At 45.8% G+C, this 15,588-nt stretch carries 12 protein-coding genes; 7 read left to right on the top strand and 5 right to left on the bottom strand.

Features of this window, described 5'->3' with window-relative positions:
- Nucleotides 1–20: 20 nt before the first annotated feature.
- The 5 genes from AC1DP6_RS18625 to AC1DP6_RS18605 form a co-directional block, all read right to left on the bottom strand.
- Nucleotides 21–1,031: a tetratricopeptide repeat protein gene (locus AC1DP6_RS18625; RefSeq protein WP_477056171.1), complete on the bottom strand. Its 1,011-nt coding sequence runs from the start codon at nucleotides 1,029–1,031 to the stop codon at nucleotides 21–23.
- Nucleotides 1,032–1,055: 24 nt separating this feature from the next.
- The gene (gene thrC / locus AC1DP6_RS18620; protein WP_477056170.1) at nucleotides 1,056–2,351 is read right to left on the bottom strand and encodes a threonine synthase; all 1,296 of its coding nucleotides are present in this window, start codon (nucleotides 2,349–2,351) and stop codon (nucleotides 1,056–1,058) included.
- Nucleotides 2,352–2,371: 20 nt separating this feature from the next.
- Nucleotides 2,372–3,298, bottom strand: a complete 927-nt coding sequence (locus AC1DP6_RS18615; RefSeq protein WP_477022651.1) for a homoserine kinase — start codon at nucleotides 3,296–3,298, stop codon at nucleotides 2,372–2,374.
- A gap of 75 nt (nucleotides 3,299–3,373) precedes the next feature.
- On the bottom strand, nucleotides 3,374–5,818 hold the full coding sequence (thrA, locus tag AC1DP6_RS18610; RefSeq protein ID WP_477056169.1) for a bifunctional aspartate kinase/homoserine dehydrogenase I: 2,445 nt from the start codon (nucleotides 5,816–5,818) through the stop codon (nucleotides 3,374–3,376).
- Nucleotides 5,819–6,547: 729 nt separating this feature from the next.
- On the bottom strand, nucleotides 6,548–6,688 hold the full coding sequence (locus tag AC1DP6_RS18605; protein WP_477056168.1) for a hypothetical protein: 141 nt from the start codon (nucleotides 6,686–6,688) through the stop codon (nucleotides 6,548–6,550).
- Nucleotides 6,689–6,808: 120 nt separating this feature from the next.
- On the opposite strand from AC1DP6_RS18605, the gene AC1DP6_RS18600 reads away from it, so the two are divergent.
- The 7 genes from AC1DP6_RS18600 to AC1DP6_RS18570 all read left to right on the top strand — a co-directional run bounded on the left by AC1DP6_RS18600 (nucleotide 6,809) and on the right by AC1DP6_RS18570 (nucleotide 15,561).
- Nucleotides 6,809–7,966: a homogentisate 1,2-dioxygenase gene (locus AC1DP6_RS18600; RefSeq protein ID WP_477056167.1), complete on the top strand. Its 1,158-nt coding sequence runs from the start codon at nucleotides 6,809–6,811 to the stop codon at nucleotides 7,964–7,966.
- Between the two features lie 50 nt (nucleotides 7,967–8,016).
- Entirely contained in the window at nucleotides 8,017–9,147 is a 1,131-nt protein-coding gene (hppD, locus tag AC1DP6_RS18595) for a 4-hydroxyphenylpyruvate dioxygenase (RefSeq protein WP_441574068.1), read from the top strand.
- 307 nt (nucleotides 9,148–9,454) lie between these two features.
- Nucleotides 9,455–10,270, top strand: a complete 816-nt coding sequence (locus AC1DP6_RS18590; protein ID WP_477056166.1) for a hypothetical protein — start codon at nucleotides 9,455–9,457, stop codon at nucleotides 10,268–10,270.
- A 263-nt stretch (nucleotides 10,271–10,533) separates the two neighbouring features.
- On the top strand, nucleotides 10,534–11,283 hold the full coding sequence (locus AC1DP6_RS18585; RefSeq protein WP_477022645.1) for a L,D-transpeptidase family protein: 750 nt from the start codon (nucleotides 10,534–10,536) through the stop codon (nucleotides 11,281–11,283).
- Nucleotides 11,284–11,473: 190 nt separating this feature from the next.
- A complete protein-coding gene (locus tag AC1DP6_RS18580) occupies nucleotides 11,474–12,049 on the top strand; it encodes a gluconate 2-dehydrogenase subunit 3 family protein (RefSeq protein ID WP_477056165.1) in 576 nt (191 codons plus the stop codon).
- A 32-nt stretch (nucleotides 12,050–12,081) separates the two neighbouring features.
- Nucleotides 12,082–13,779, top strand: coding sequence for a GMC oxidoreductase (locus AC1DP6_RS18575; protein WP_477056164.1), 1,698 nt, complete (start codon nucleotides 12,082–12,084; stop codon nucleotides 13,777–13,779).
- An 84-nt stretch (nucleotides 13,780–13,863) separates the two neighbouring features.
- Nucleotides 13,864–15,561 carry a GMC oxidoreductase gene (locus tag AC1DP6_RS18570; protein ID WP_477056163.1) on the top strand — a complete coding sequence of 566 codons (1,698 nt, stop codon included), beginning with the start codon at nucleotides 13,864–13,866 and terminating at the stop codon, nucleotides 15,559–15,561.
- The last annotated feature ends 27 nt before the right edge of the window (nucleotides 15,562–15,588 follow it).

Genomic DNA, 15,588 nt, shown 5'->3' with positions numbered 1-15,588 from the left:
AGTCATGTAAATTTAAGTAATTAAGGCTTCAGTCTTTGCAAGGCTGCTTTAGCTTCGCTGAAATCTTTTTTAAATGAAGAAGCCTTCGTATAATCTTCTATCGCCAATGTTTTATTGCCCAGTTGTTCCTGTGTCTGCGCGCGGTAATAATAGGCCCAGGCATCTGTAGGTGCTGATTTAGCGGCCATGTTATAATAGGTATATGCTTCTTTCCAGGCTTTTTTGTTACTGTAAATTTTTCCCAGTGCCAGGTAGGCTTTTTCAAATCCCGGATCAGCAATGATGCATTTCCGGTAGGTGAGGAGTGCTGCCGGTTCATCTCCCAGTTCTTCCTGGAATTGTGCCGCTTCATATAAAGGGTGGGCATTGGTGGTATCGAGTCGCCATGCCTGTGTATAATAGGTCAGCGCGGCCGGAGCTTTGCGGCTGCGCAGCAGGTCACCCAGTTCCATCACGGCTTCAAATTCGGGTTGTGCGCCGGCGGCGTGAATAGCGGAGGTAAGATGCCGGATGGCAGTAACGGTATCTTGTTTATCTTCTGCCATACGGGCTTTCAGGTAAAAAGCTTTGTCGCGCCCTTCATTCGTTTGTGCGAGCACATTAGCGATACTGTCGGCAGCAGCATATGATTTATTTTCTATGAGCGCAGTCGCCAGCCGGTACTCCAGGTAGGTGTAGCCGGGAGCGGTGGTGAGGGCCTGCTGAAAGTAACCAGCTGCCTTTTTGTAATCGTTTACGATGAGGGCCGCTTCTCCGGCGCCTGCCCAGTAGTCGGTGTTGGCAGGCATCAATTTCGCAGCTTTTTCAAAATCAGCCTGCGCAAAAGCGGGATTGGTATTAAAGAGCAATAATGCGCGGCGGTAATACAATTCCGGATTATCCGGAAACTGCCGGATGGAGTCCGTTACCGGCCGGATAATATCACTTTGTAGTACGGTGTCTGCATTGCCTGCAGCTGCTGGCTGCCGGGTGCCGGCATTGTTACATGCCAGGGCACCCACTAATAACAGGAGGATAGATAAATACTTCATACAGACGCCAAAACTACAGAATCCTTATCGCATTAACCAGTTTTTGAACACAGTATAATCTGCCGCCAGTAAGGTGGCTTCTTTTTCTTTACCGTATAAAGACATCACCTTCGCTGGTGTATATATTTCTTCGCGGATAGACTTAGGCGCCGTGTCTTCAAATTTCACCGGATGTGCGGTTTCCAGGAAAACACCGGTCAGCTCAGGAGAATGTTCCAGGTAACGTTGCAGCCCCATGAAACCTACTGCCCCATGCGGGTCCAGCATATAGTGATTTTCTTTCCATACCTGTTCCATGGTACGGGCAGTGTCTTTATCATTAAAACTGTAAGCCGTCAGCTTTTCAGCGAGAGAAGGCAGACTATTGCCAAATAACTCCAATATCCGTACGAAATTGCTGGGATCTGCCACATCCATGGCATTGGAGAGCGTAGGGAATGCTTTGCCGGGTTCATATTTACCGCTGGCCATAAACCTTGGTACCGTATCATTAATATTGGTGGCGGCTACAAAATGTGATACAGGTAATCCCATGGCGGTGGCCATCAGCCCCGCGCAAATGTTACCAAAATTACCGCTGGGTACAGAAAATACCAGCTGGGGATGTGCTGCTTTCATTTGCTTGTAGGCCAGGAAATAATAGAACATCTGCGGCAACCAGCGGGCTACGTTGATAGAGTTGGCGCTGGTAAGCGGGCGGTGGGCCTGCAGTTCTTTATCCAGGAAAGCCGTTTTTACCAGCTGCTGGCAGTCGTCAAAAGTACCTTGTATCTCCAGTGCATGGATGTTTTTACCCAGGGTAGTCAGTTGTTTTTCCTGCAGAACGCTTACTTTCTGAGAGGGGTAAAGGATCACTACTTCTACACCGGGAACATTATAGAATCCACTGGCTACAGCACCGCCGGTATCACCGGATGTGGCCACCAGTACGGTTACCGGCTCTGTACTGTTGCGGCGGAAATAACCCAGGCATCCGGCCATAAAACGGGCGCCTACATCTTTGAAGGCAAGCGTGGGGCCATGAAATAATTCGAGGGCATAAGTATGACCGGTGACTTTTTGCACCGGGAAAGGAAAATGTAACGTGTCTGTAACTATCTTTTTTAATGCTTCTTCGGGTATTTCGTCTCCTACAAATGGGCGGATAACTTTTAGTCCGATTTCATGATCCGTATAGTCGTGCAGGTGAGTAAGGAAGTCTTTGTCCAGTGTTGGTATCTGTTCCGGAAAATATAAACCTCTGTCTGGTGCTAATCCTTGTACAACTGCTGTTTCGAAATTTACCTGGTGCTGCTTGTTTTGTAAGCTGAAATACTGCATGGATAATACGTTTGTTTTGGTTAGTCAATCACTTTTACACCGGCGGTGTTAATTTGGGAAACATAGATTTTATAATCTACTCCCAGTGGTGCGTAAACGCTATCCATAGTAGCCGCAACTTTGCGGGCATTTTCTTCTCCTTTGCTAAGCATAAATACAGAAGGACCGGAACCGGAAATACCTCCGCCCAGGGCGCCGGCTTCCTTACATTTCAGTTTGAGTTCATGGAAGGCAGGGATGAGGATGGCCCTTACCGGTTCTACGATCACATCTTCCAGGGAGCGGCTGATGAGTTCATAATCTTCCTGGTATAAGCCGGCCACGAGTGCGCCTACGTTGCCCCACTGCCGGATGGCATCGGTCATCAGTACTTTCTGCTTCAGTATTTCGCGGGCATCAGAAGTCTTTACTTCTATCTGCGGATGTATAACGGTCACCCATAAATGTTCAGGGGTATGCAGTGTGGTGATGTCGAGCGGGCGATAACTTCTTACCAGCGTAAAACCGCCCAGGATGGCCGGCGCCACGTTGTCGGCATGTGCAGAGCCACAGGCAAGTCTTTCTCCTTCCATGGCAAAGCGCACCAGTTGTTTTTTTGTGAAAGGCTCTCCCAGCAAGTGGTTAACGCCTACTACCGCACCGGCGCTACTGGCAGCACTGGAACCAATGCCACTACCCGGATGGATTTTTTTGAAGATCTCTATTTCAATCCCGATATCCGGTTGTTCGTATTTCTGTAAGAGGGCCTGCACCGCCACACCGGCCACATTACGGGCGGGATCCAGCGGGAGGTCTGCGCCATGGATGGCAGTAATGCGAATGCCCGGCTCGCCGGACCTGCGAAGGATCATTTCATCTCCCGGCGCATCCAGTGCAAGTCCTATCACATCAAAGCCACAGGCCACATTGGCAACAGTTCCTGGCGCAAATACTTTTATACTATCCATATAACCGTTTAAGTAAGTTTAATTTAATAATTGATTCCAAGGTTTGCAAGGATGCGGCAAACATTAATGTAAAGTTTATAATCTGGCACTGCGGATAATATCAGCAAAGATGCCGGAAGCTGTTACATCTGCACCTGCACCGGCGCCTTTCACGATCAGTGGCTGGTCTTTATAGCGACTGGTAGTATACAGCACAATATTATCCTTGCCTTCCAGCTTAAAGAACGGATGATCYGGCGCTACACTTTGTAATCCTACAGAGGCTTTGCCATCTTCATAGCGGGCTACAAATTTCAGGCGTTTACCTTCGGCGGCAGCGGTTTCGCGGAGCCCCTGAAAATGTCCGGCATGTACGTCCAGTTCTTCGTAGAAAGCAGGTACGGAAGGCGCATCCAGGCAGGCTACCGGCAGGAAAGAGTAGTTGGTGATTTCGTCCATTTCTATGGCCGCACCACTTTCCCGGGCAAGGATCAGTATCTTTCTCATTACATCTTTACCGCTTAGGTCAATGCGTGGATCTGGTTCTGTGTATCCCTCATCCTGTGCGGCTTTCACCACTTCCCGGAAGCTGGAGCCGTTAACAAAATGATTGAACACAAAATTGAGGCTGCCGGATAAAACGGCTTCTATACTATGTACTTTGTCACCGCTTCTGATCAGGTCATTCAAGGTGTTGATAACCGGTAATCCTGCGCCAACATTGGTTTCGAAAAGGAAAGACGCATTGTATTTTCTGGCAAGGTCTTTCAGTTGCTTGTAATAGATATATTCGGAAGAACAGGCAATTTTATTGCAGGTGACCACCGAAATACCATGTTGCAGAAATTCATGATACACAGCCGCAATGTCGCTGCTGGCGGTATTATCCACGAATACACTGTTGCGGAGGTTCAGTGATTTAATCTGTTGTACAAAATCGGTGGTACTTACACGGTCGCCCTGCTCCAGCTGTTCGCGCCAGTTATCCAAAGGAATGCCACCGTCCATTACCAGGGTATGTTTACTGTTGGCAAGGCCAATCACTCTTACCTGTAGTCCCAGCTCATCCCGGAGGTACTGTTGTTGTTGCTGCAGCTGTTCCAGTAGTTTGCTGCCCACGTTACCTACACCCGCAATAAACAGGTTGACCTGTTTCAGCGGTATTTCGAAGAAGGTTTCGTGCATCACGTTCAGGGCTTTTTTGATATCTGCCTTATTAATGACAGCGGAGATGTTTTTCTCTGTAGATCCCTGTGCAATGGCCCTTACGTTGATACCGTTGCGGCCTAAGGTGCCAAACAGTTTGCCGCTGGTGCCGTGATGGTTTTTCATTTTATCACCTACTACGGCTACAATGCAGAGATCTTTTTCTACGTGCAGGGGTTCGATGCGTTTATCCAGTATTTCCTGACCAAACTCGCTGTCAACGGTAGTTTTGGCTTTCAGCATATCCGTTTCATGTATGCCTACAGTAATGGAGTGTTCGGAAGAACTCTGTGTAATGAGGATCACGTTGATCCGTTCCCGTAAGAGCGATTCAAACAATCTCTTGGAGAAGCCGGGGATGCCCACCATGCCGCTGCCTTCCAGGGTGAGCAGTGCAATATGTTGTATGCCGGAGATACCGGTTACGGGGAAACTGCGGTCAGCGCTGTCCTGGATAAGGGTGCCATGATCTTCCGGTGCAAAGGTGTTTTTGATCCAGATAGGAATGTGTTTACTCATGACCGGCTGGATAGTAGGCGGATAAATTACTTTGGCGCCGAAGTGGGAGAGTTCCATGGCTTCCACATAAGAGATATGTGAAATAGGAATTGCCTGTGATACGATGCGGGGATCTGCGGTCATCATGCCGCTAACATCTGTCCAGATATCCAGTACGTCGGCGTTAACAGCAGCGGCCACAATAGCCGCAGTATAGTCGGATCCGCCGCGGCCCAGGGTAGTGGTTTCTCCTTCGGCGGTAGCAGCTACAAAGCCCGGTAATACTACATAGTCAACAGTGGACTGTGCAAAGTACTGGGTAATATGGTGATTGGTGGCAACAAAATTCACGGCGCCGTGGCCAAAGTTATTATCTGTTACAATCAGCTCTCGGCTGTCTTTACAGGCGGCAGAGAAGCCTTGTTGTTTGAGTTTCTCCGCTACGATGGTACAGGACATCAGTTCTCCGTAGCTCATAATTTTATCCAGGGTGCGGGGGCTGAGTTCCGCTACCTGGAAGATGCCGTCGCAGAGGTTTTCGAGGGCATTTAATTTTTTCTTCAGTTGGCTAATCTGTCCGCTTTGTGCGGTAATGGGGAATAACTCACGGATCGTATCCAGGTGTCGGGCTTCAATTTCCTGTAATACATTTTTGTATTCTTCCTCGCCTTGCTCTGCGAGTTGTCCGCAGCGTATAAGCTTGTCCGTTACTCCACCCAGTGCAGATACAACGATAGCATATTGTCCGGCAGGTTTATATTTTTTGAGGATGTTGCAAACCTGTTCTATTGCTTTGGCGCTTCCTACAGAAGTGCCGCCAAATTTTAATACTTGCATATGGAAAATTTATACGTAGTTAACTCCGGGTCCTCCCGGTTGTGTACCACTTTGTGGTCGTTGGATAATATGTGAAAACTAACCCCGCAGTGGGGTTGTAATAAATGTGGACGTTGTCGCCATAGTGTCCGTGTCCGGCTGAGAGGCAGGATTAACAGAGAATTGATATGTGTAAAACGGTATCACTATTTTAAATATGACGATTGTGTAACAAAAGTCTATAATTACACCGGTAAATAAAAGTGCAGTGGCGATATTTAGAAATATTTTAAAAAATGGGCTTGTTCGTTGTTGTTGTATTGTTTTTATGCATTTTTGGTGATTATTATTTAATAAATGGCCGCTGTTGGTATGTTTTTGTTATTCCAATAAGTAATGAAAATGTTGTTTTCGTGACAATATTGTGACGTATTAGCGAATTTCAACTGCTCCGTCTTCATGTTGTTACTACACTACCAATACTTCTCCAATACTTCTCCGGTACTTAGGATTCGTCTATCTATTACATTCCCCCTATATTGCTATTACTGTTCCATTGCACTCTTACTGCTGTTATATTACTCTCTTACTACACTCTTACTACTCTTTCACTACTCTTTCACCGCACTATGCCCCTTCCAGGTGCCTACTTATTTTGGTTAATATAGAATTATATCCTTAACTTAGTTGCCTAAACAATCGCCACTTGTCCATTTCACTGAAATATACAAGCAACAGTCAGCTTAACTACTACTTTCTCATGGCCACACTTGCCATGGATTCGACTTTGGCATAACCTTTCCCAACGGCCACTACCGGCCATTCTTCGTGTTTATATACCGTAACTTTGTAATAGTAATTTTCTGCTATTCCCGTGCATGTGTATCTCATTATTTATTACCATTCACCGGTTGCGCATTGATATATCATTTCGATCATACACCAGTACGAATCATACACCCGTTCAATCGTTAATTGTACACCAAAACAATTTTATTCAATTCACCTGATATGCCACATTATTATAAACTAGGACAAATACCGCATAAGCGCCATACCCAGTTCCGCAAACCGGATGGCCAGTTGTATTCGGAACAGTTGTTTTCTACTGAAGGATTCTCCTCTCATTCCAGCTTATTGTATCACTGCCACCCACCTACTGAAATTGTAAAAGTAGATGAACCTTACTCCGTTGCGCCTAAAGTGGCGGAAGAAAAGATGCTGAAACACCGCAGTTTTATGGGCTTCAATATAAAGCCGGAAGATGATTTTCTGCAGAGCCGTAAAGCGGTGTTGGTTAATAGTGATCTGCACATTGTACTCGCTTCCCCCCGTAAAAGTATGGAAGGTTATTTCTATAAAAATGCGGATGCAGATGAAATGATCTTTGTACACGAAGGCAGCGGTGTGCTGAAAACGCAGTACGGTCAACTGGAATTCGGTTATGGCGATTACCTGGTAATACCACGCGGCACTATTTACCAGATCTCGTTCAACAGCGCAGATAACCGCCTGTTTATTGTAGAGTCGTTTAGTCCTATCCGTTATCCGAAAAGATACCTGAGTAAATACGGACAGCTGCTCGAACATTCACCATACTGCGAAAGAGATATCCGGCAGCCGCAAAACCTGGAAACTATTGATGAGGCCGGGGATTTCCTGATCCGCATTAAAAAGAAAGGCGTAATATATCCGATCCACTATAAGCATCATCCGTTTGATGTGGTAGGGTGGGATGGATGCGAGTATCCGTTTGCTTTTTCCATTCACGATTTTGAGCCCATCACTGGTCGTGTGCATCAGCCACCTCCGGTGCATCAAACGTTTGAAGGAACCAACTTCGTAGTATGCTCTTTCTGTCCCCGCTTATTTGATTACCATCCGCAGGCAATTCCTGCCCCGTATAATCATAGTAATATCGACAGTGATGAGGTATTATATTATGTAGATGGTGACTTTATGAGCCGTAAACATGTAGTGCGCGGCATGATTACCCTGCATCCTGCAGGCATTCCGCATGGACCACATCCCGGAGCCGTGGAAAAAAGTATCGGCGCAAAGGAAACAAAAGAACTGGCAGTAATGGTAGATACCTTTCATCCGCTGCAAATCACGGAAGAAGCATTGGGTATTGAAGATGGCAGCTATGTAATGAGCTGGGCAGAATAATTATTAATAACAGCAACCAACGACTTATAAAACCAAAACAATTGAATGTTATGGAAACAGCATTAATGAATGCAGACAACTTAACCGGTCAGCAGGACTTTTTACCCCTCAACGGCACAGACTATGTTGAGTTTTATGTGGGCAATGCCAAACAGGCCGCTATTTACTACAAAACAGCTTTCGGTTTTCAATCAGTGGCGTATGCCGGTCCGGAAACCGGTGTCAAAGACAGGGTATCTTACCTGTTAGTGCAGAATAAATTACGCTTTGTGCTGACTACCTCCCTGTTTCCCGATACAGATATTTCCCGTCACGTGGCTAAACATGGTGATGGTGTAAAAGTACTGGCACTATGGGTAGAAGATGCCCGTTCTGCTTATGAGGAAACCGTGAAACGCGGTGCTACACCTTATATGGAGCCTACCGTAGAGAAAGATGAATTTGGCGAAGTGGTGCGCAGTGGGATTCATACTTATGGCGATACGGTTCACGTGTTTGTAGAACGTAAAAATTACAACGGACTGTTTCTCCCTGGTTTCAAAGAATGGAAATCAGACTATAACCCGGCTGATACGGGCCTGCTATATGTAGATCATTGCGTAGGTAATGTGGGCTGGAACGAGATGAATACCTGGGTAGGATTTTACGAACGTGTAATGGGATTCAAAAACCTCATCTCTTTTGATGACAGCGATATTTCTACCGAGTACTCTGCCCTGATGAGTAAAGTGATGAGTAACGGTAATGGACGTGTGAAATTCCCGATCAACGAACCAGCCGAAGGCAAAAAGAAATCCCAGATCGAAGAATACCTGGATTACTACGGTGGACCGGGTGTACAGCACGTGGCCATTGCTACCAATGATATTGTGAAAACAGTGTCTGAATTGCAGCGCAGGGGCGTGGAGTTCCTGAAGGTGCCGGAGGTATACTATGAAACATTGCTGGACAGGGTAGGGAAGATTGATGAGTCTATCGCCCCGTTAAAGGAATTAGGCATCCTGGTCGACAGAGACGATGAAGGGTACCTGTTGCAGATCTTCACCAAGCCACTGCAGGACAGACCTACCGTATTTTTTGAAATTATTCAGCGTAAAGGAGCACAGTCTTTTGGTAAAGGCAACTTCAAAGCCCTGTTTGAATCTATAGAAAGAGAACAGGCATTGCGCGGTAACTTATAGTTTCCTATGCTTTCTTTAGTTACACTCCCGATGGGAGTTCTTTAGGCCGCCTTATGATGGTTACAACAATTTAAATGCAGAGCCCGCCTGGTTTCCACGGCGGGCTTTTTTATTTTTATTTTAATAGATATTTATTATTTTTAATGCGTATATTTAATTTATATGATGGAAATGATTGGAAGGGCCTGTTTTTATGAAAACCTTTGTTATTAACAACTTAATAACCATATCTTCCTTGTTTCCCATTTAATTAGCCATATTTTTATGCCGTCTTTATATAATGCAAAATTTTTAATATTTGTAACCTATGCTCAACAAATCTGCCACCCAAAGGGTTAGCCTGGCCATGCTTATGGCATCTGTCGTTGTTTTTTCGGCCTTCCGTTCAGACCGGAATTCACAACAAAGTACTTATCTGCATAAAATATCTTCTCCGGCAGGACAAACCGTGCTGGAATACAATGCGGATAAGACCATCAGGAAAATTGTACAGTTTCATAAAACGGAAAATGCAGCTTACAGTGATGTACAGCTCCCTATTTATGAAAATGGCCGCCTGGTGAAAAGTCTTTTTGCGGACAACGAAGCCGCCACCACCGGAGATCTTTATACTTCCTATGATTACGCAGGAGACAAAGTGGCTAAGATCAGCTACTACCGCGACAATGCGGTGTATACCTACGATTCACTGGTGTATAACGAAACCGGTAAACTCGCTACCCGGTACCAGTTTGGAAAGAATCCGGCTAAAGGCACCTGGGAAAATACCGGCTACCAGCAATTTACCTGGGACGGAGAAGGAAATGTAACGCAGATCGATAATTTTGGTAAACAACCAGGATACTCCAAATTCCTGCATACATCGGCGATAGGCTACACCTACGACAAACAGCAGAATCCTCAGCAACAACAACCGGAACTGGCCAACCTGATGGATCTCAGCGCCGCTAACTTGTCTGCACACAATATCCTGACAGAAAATATCAGCAGCGTTAATTCTTCCCGCGTGGTAACCAGTACCTATTCGTATGCCTATAACGGTGGTAAATACCCTGTACGCGGTACTTATACATCCGGAATGGATGCTGCAGTGGTAAAACTGGAATGGATAAAGCTACAGTAAAGCAATAATCACTTAACTTTACAATATTAAAATAACTGTTCCGTTTTTATGAGGATGCAAACACTGTTTGGTGTATTGTTTTTGTTAGGTGGGATTTTCCAGGCTTTTACGGCTATATTGATCTATCAGGGGCACAAGCACTATATTTTAAAGATTGCCAGCAAGAAAGTAAGCATGGTAATATATTTTATTATTGCCCTGTTATTGTTTTATCTTGCTTACGTAAACCTGGTTTAAACATTAAAATTTTGTTGAATTAGTATATGAAGCGACTAGTAGTAATCGTCTTGATTTTGTTGGGTGCAGGCAAAATATTTGCCCAGCAATCTTTCCTCGACAACCAGAAAATGTTTCCCAAAGTAGGGGAGGCATACCGTGAGAAGGAAGAGTTGCTGAAAAAAGAGTTCGAAAAGAAAGGGTTGACTTATCCTGCAAAGTATATGTTCATTCGTTCTTTCAAGCTCGACAGTGAGATGGAAATATGGGTAAAAAACAATGCATCGGATACTTTCCGCTTGTTTAAATCCTACCGTGTATGCACCTTATCAGGTAAAATGGGGCCAAAACGCAAGGAAGGCGACAGACAAGTACCGGAAGGCTTCTACTATATCAACGATTTTAATCCAAACAGTAATTATCACCTGTCACTCGGTATCAACTATCCCAATTTTTCCGATCGCATCCTGAGCGATGCCAAAAATCCGGGTGGTGAAATTTATATTCACGGCAACTGCATCACAGTGGGTTGTATTCCTTTGACAGATGAATTCATTGACGAGGTATACATCATGGCTGTAAACGCTAAAAACGCCGGACAGGATTTTATCCCGGTACATGTTTTCCCAGTAAAATTCGGTAATACCGGTTCCATGAACTATCTCGGTACTTTTACACTGACAGATGGCTCTTCCAAGCAATTCTGGACAGAACTGAGAGGGGCGTACGATTATTTTGAAAAACACCATCGCCTGCCGGTAGTACTGGTAGACGACAAGGGGAAATATATTATGTAAGCGTAAGGCATAAAGCCTAAAGCAAAAAGCTATTAAGGAGAATGAACAGGGCGGATAATCTTCGCTTTGGTCATTCTCCTTAATAGCTTTTTGCTTTAGGCTTTTCTCTTTATGTACTTTTTACACACTTTAATTTGGTTTTTAGCGTTTTTTTTTCCAACTTGTTCGAAGGTCAAATCAATTTACCAATATGCACAGAAGAGACGCAATAAGGAATGTGGCGATTTTGTTGGGCACCGCCATTTCCGCTTCCACGTTATCAGCCTTAGAAAGCTGTACAGGTTCCGCTCCGAAAAACTATGATTTGCAAAAGCCGGAAACGAAAGCCTTCCTGGCAGAAGTAGCTGAAACCATCATACCCAGAACCAGCACTCCCGGTGCTAAAGATGCCAAAGTAGAAGAATTCATCATTGTGATGATGAACGATTGCTACAAGAAAGAAGACCAACAGGTGTTCCTGGATGGATTGTCGAAAATTGATGCTGCCAGTAACAAGGAATTCAAAAAAGGCTTCATGGACATTACTCCGGAACAACGCACCAAACTGCTCACTACCATTGAAGAGGAGCGCGTAAACTACAACAAGCGTAAAGATAAGAAAGAAGGAGATCCTACCCATTACTTCCAGTACCTGAAAGAATTAACCCTGCTGGGCTACTTTACTTCAGAGCAAGGTGCGACCAAAGCGTTGCGTTATGTGCCGGTACCGGGTAAGTTCGAAGGCTGTATCCCTTATACCAAAGGAGAGAAAGCCTGGGCAGTATAAAACTTCTTTTTATTCTTTAAATCTGATCATACATGAACCTGAATATAAAAGCACAGGAAGAGCATACCTATGATGCCATCGTGATTGGCTCTGGTATCAGTGGTGGCTGGGCAGCCAAAGAATTAACCGAAAAAGGACTAAAAGTACTCATGCTCGACCGTGGTAAGCCACTGGAGCACGTAAAAGACTACGATACTGCTACCAAAGATCCATGGGAATTCAAACACCGTGGCCGCATTACCGTAGATCAGCGCGAAACACATCCTAAACTGAGCCGCGATTATCCTTACAGTGAACACAACGAAAAATACTGGATCAACGACTCCGAAAGTCCATATAACGAAGTAAAACGCTTCGATTGGTATCGTCCCGATATCGTAGGTGGTAAGTCCATCATGTGGGGCCGTCAGTCTTACCGCCTGAGCGATATTGACTTTGAAGCCAACCTGAAAGATGGCATTGCGGTAGACTGGCCTATCCGTTACAAAGACATTGCTCCCTGGTATGACTATGTGGAGAAATTTGCCGGTATCAGCGGTTCAAAAGAAGGCCTGCCTCAACTGCCCGATGGTCAGTTTATGCCAGCGATGGAAATGAACTGTGTGGAAAAAGATGTAAAGAAAAGTGTAGAAGACAAATTCAAGGGCCGTATCATCACCATGGGACGTGTGGCGAATATTACGCAGCCCCTTCCTGGCCGTGAGAAATGCCAATATCGTAATCTTTGTAGCCGCGGATGTCCGTTTGGCGCTTATTTCAGTACACAATCCTCTACTTTGCCGGCAGCGCGGGCTACCGGTAACCTCACGCTCCGTCCTGACTCCATCGTAAACTCAGTGATCTACGATGAAAAATTAGGCAAAGCTACCGGTGTAAAAGTGATAGATAAACATACCAAGGCAACGGTAGAATACTACGCTAAAATCATCTTCATTAACGGTTCTACCCTGGGATCTACTTTTGTGATGATGAACTCCATCTCTTCCCGCTTCCCGAATGGGTTGGGTAACGATAGTGGTGTGCTCGGTAAAAACCTGATGGATCACCACTTCCGCACCGGTGCTTCTGGTACTGCAGAAGGGTATGAAGACAAATACTATTTCGGTCGCCGTGCAAACGGTATCTATGTACCACGCTACCGCAACATTGGCAACGACAAACGCGATTATATCCGCGGATTTGGTTACCAGGGTGGCGCCAGCCGCTCCGGATGGAGTCGCGGTATTGCTGAAATGGGTGTGGGTAAAGACTTCAAGGAAATGCTCACTGAACCGGGCCAATGGAGTATCGGTTTAGGCGGCTTCGGCGAATGCTTACCATATGAAGAGAATAAGGTAACGCTCGATAGCTCCGTGAAAGATGCATGGGGCCAGCCTGTCCTGAAATTCGATGCAGAATTTAAGGAGAACGAGAAGAAGATGCGCGTAGACATGATGAATGATGCCGCAGAAATGCTGGAAGCAGCAGGTATGAAAAACGTGAAAACATACGACAACGGTTCTTACCCGGGTATGGCTATCCATGAAATGGGTACCGCACGTATGGGCCGCGATCCGAAAACGTCGATGCTCAACGGCTTCAACCAGATGCATGCGGTGAAGAACGTATTCGTAACAGATGGTTCTTTCATGACATCCGCTTCCTGCGTAAATCCTTCCCTCACCTACATGGCTATGACAGCCCGTGCAGTGGATTATGCAGTAAAAGAATTAAAGAAAGGCAATATCTAAAACTATAGTACTTAGCGGTCAGGGAATAACACCTTTAACAAAGGGTGATGCCCTGGCCGCTAAATACTTTTAACACGCGATGATATGAATCTTAATATAAAGGCACAAAAAGAAAATACCTACGATGCCATCGTGGTGGGGTCCGGCATCAGCGGTGGCTGGGCTGCGAAAGAGCTGAGTGAAAAAGGTCTGAAAACACTGGTGCTGGAAAGAGGCCGTAATGTAGAACATATCAAGGACTACACCACCGCCATGAAAGCGCCCTGGGAATTTGCGCATCACCTCAACACCACTAATGAAATGAGGGAGAAACATCCTATCCAGAGCCGCTGCTATGCTTTTGACGAAGCAACACAACAGTACTGGGTAGATGATAAAGAGAATCCTTACAACGAAGTAAAACCCTTTAACTGGCTGCGTGGATATCATGTAGGCGGACGCTCCCTGATGTGGGGACGACAGGTGTATCGCTGGAGTGACCTCGATTTTGAAGCCAATGCAAAGGACGGGCACGGTGTAGACTGGCCTATCCGTTATAAGGACATTGCTCCCTGGTATGAATATGTAGAAAGATACATTGGCGTAAGCGGGCAGGCCGAAGGATTGCCCCAGCTGCCGGATGGCGTTTTTCTGCCCCCCATGGAAATGAATTGCCTGGAAAAACATGTGGCGGCCCGCGTAAAGGAAAAATATAACGACCGTATCATCACCATCGGCCGTGTGGCGCACCTGACCAAAGGATTGAAAGATCGCGGTCCCTGCCAGTACCGTAACCTGTGTGCCCGTGGTTGCCCGTATACCGGCTATTTCAGCAGCAACGGTGTTACCCTGCCTGCAGCAGCTGCTACCGGCAATATGACGCTGCGTCCTGATTCAATAGTGCTGGAAGTATTATACGATAAAGACAAAAGCAAGGCGACCGGTGTAAGGGTAATGGATTCTCATACTTTACAAACAGTAGAATACTATGCAGATATCATTTTCCTGAATGGCTCTACACTGGGTACCAGCTGGATCATGATGAATTCTGTATCTGACCGTTTCCCGAATGGTTTTGGTAACGACAGCGGGCAACTGGGACATAACCTCATGGACCACCACTTTGGCGTAGGTGCCGGTGGCGAGTTTGAAGGTTTTGAAGACCAGTATTACAACAGTGGCCGCCGGCCTAACGGCATTTACATTCCCCGTTTCCGCAATACCAACGACAAAACCATGCAAAAGGATTATGTACGTGGATTTGGTTACCAGGGCGGTGCCGGCAGAGACAGAGGTACCAGCTGGGAAGGTATTGGTGTACAGTTGAAAGAAGCACAGACCGAACCCGGTAAATGGAATATGGGCGTGGGCTCATGGGGAGAACATCTGCCTTATTTTGAGAATAAGGTAACGATGAATAAAACGAAGAAGGATAAGTACGGACTGCCAACATTGGACATCGACTGTGAGTTTAAAGACAACGAAAAGGCCATGCGCAAGGATATGCAGGCCAGTGCCATAGAAATGCTGGAAGCAGCAGGACTGAAGAATGTGGGTGGCTATGATAGTGCACCTCCTCCGGGGCATTGTATTCATGAAATGGGAACGGCCCGTATGGGTAAAGATCCCAAAACATCTGTACTCAACGGTTTTAACCAGGTACATGCTGCAAAGAATGTATTTGTAACCGATGGCGCCTGCATGGCTTCCTCTTCTTGTGTGAATCCCTCTATCACCTATATGGCGCTTACTGCCAGAGCATGTGATCATGCCGTTAATGAACTTAAAAAAGGGAATATTTAGGAATTAGGAATTACGAATTTCAAATTA

It is taken from the genome of Chitinophaga sp. 01L420 (assembly GCF_056399985.1).
This window is presented reverse-complemented; position numbering and strand designations above follow the sequence as displayed.

Excerpts from the sequence above, each read along its gene's own strand:
- AC1DP6_RS18625 (WP_477056171.1), bottom strand. The coding sequence starts at position 1,031 with ATGAAGTATTTATCTATCCTCCTGTTATTAGTGGGTGCCCTGGCATGT.
- thrC (WP_477056170.1), bottom strand. The coding sequence starts at position 2,351 with ATGCAGTATTTCAGCTTACAAAACAAGCAGCACCAGGTAAATTTCGAA.
- AC1DP6_RS18615 (WP_477022651.1), bottom strand. The coding sequence starts at position 3,298 with ATGGATAGTATAAAAGTATTTGCGCCAGGAACTGTTGCCAATGTGGCC.
- AC1DP6_RS18605 (WP_477056168.1), bottom strand. The coding sequence starts at position 6,688 with ATGAGATACACATGCACGGGAATAGCAGAAAATTACTATTACAAAGTT.
- AC1DP6_RS18600 (WP_477056167.1), top strand. The coding sequence starts at position 6,809 with ATGCCACATTATTATAAACTAGGACAAATACCGCATAAGCGCCATACC.
- hppD (WP_441574068.1), top strand. The coding sequence starts at position 8,017 with ATGGAAACAGCATTAATGAATGCAGACAACTTAACCGGTCAGCAGGAC.
- AC1DP6_RS18590 (WP_477056166.1), top strand. The coding sequence starts at position 9,455 with ATGCTCAACAAATCTGCCACCCAAAGGGTTAGCCTGGCCATGCTTATG.
- AC1DP6_RS18585 (WP_477022645.1), top strand. The coding sequence starts at position 10,534 with ATGAAGCGACTAGTAGTAATCGTCTTGATTTTGTTGGGTGCAGGCAAA.
- AC1DP6_RS18580 (WP_477056165.1), top strand. The coding sequence starts at position 11,474 with ATGCACAGAAGAGACGCAATAAGGAATGTGGCGATTTTGTTGGGCACC.
- AC1DP6_RS18575 (WP_477056164.1), top strand. The coding sequence starts at position 12,082 with ATGAACCTGAATATAAAAGCACAGGAAGAGCATACCTATGATGCCATC.
- AC1DP6_RS18570 (WP_477056163.1), top strand. The coding sequence starts at position 13,864 with ATGAATCTTAATATAAAGGCACAAAAAGAAAATACCTACGATGCCATC.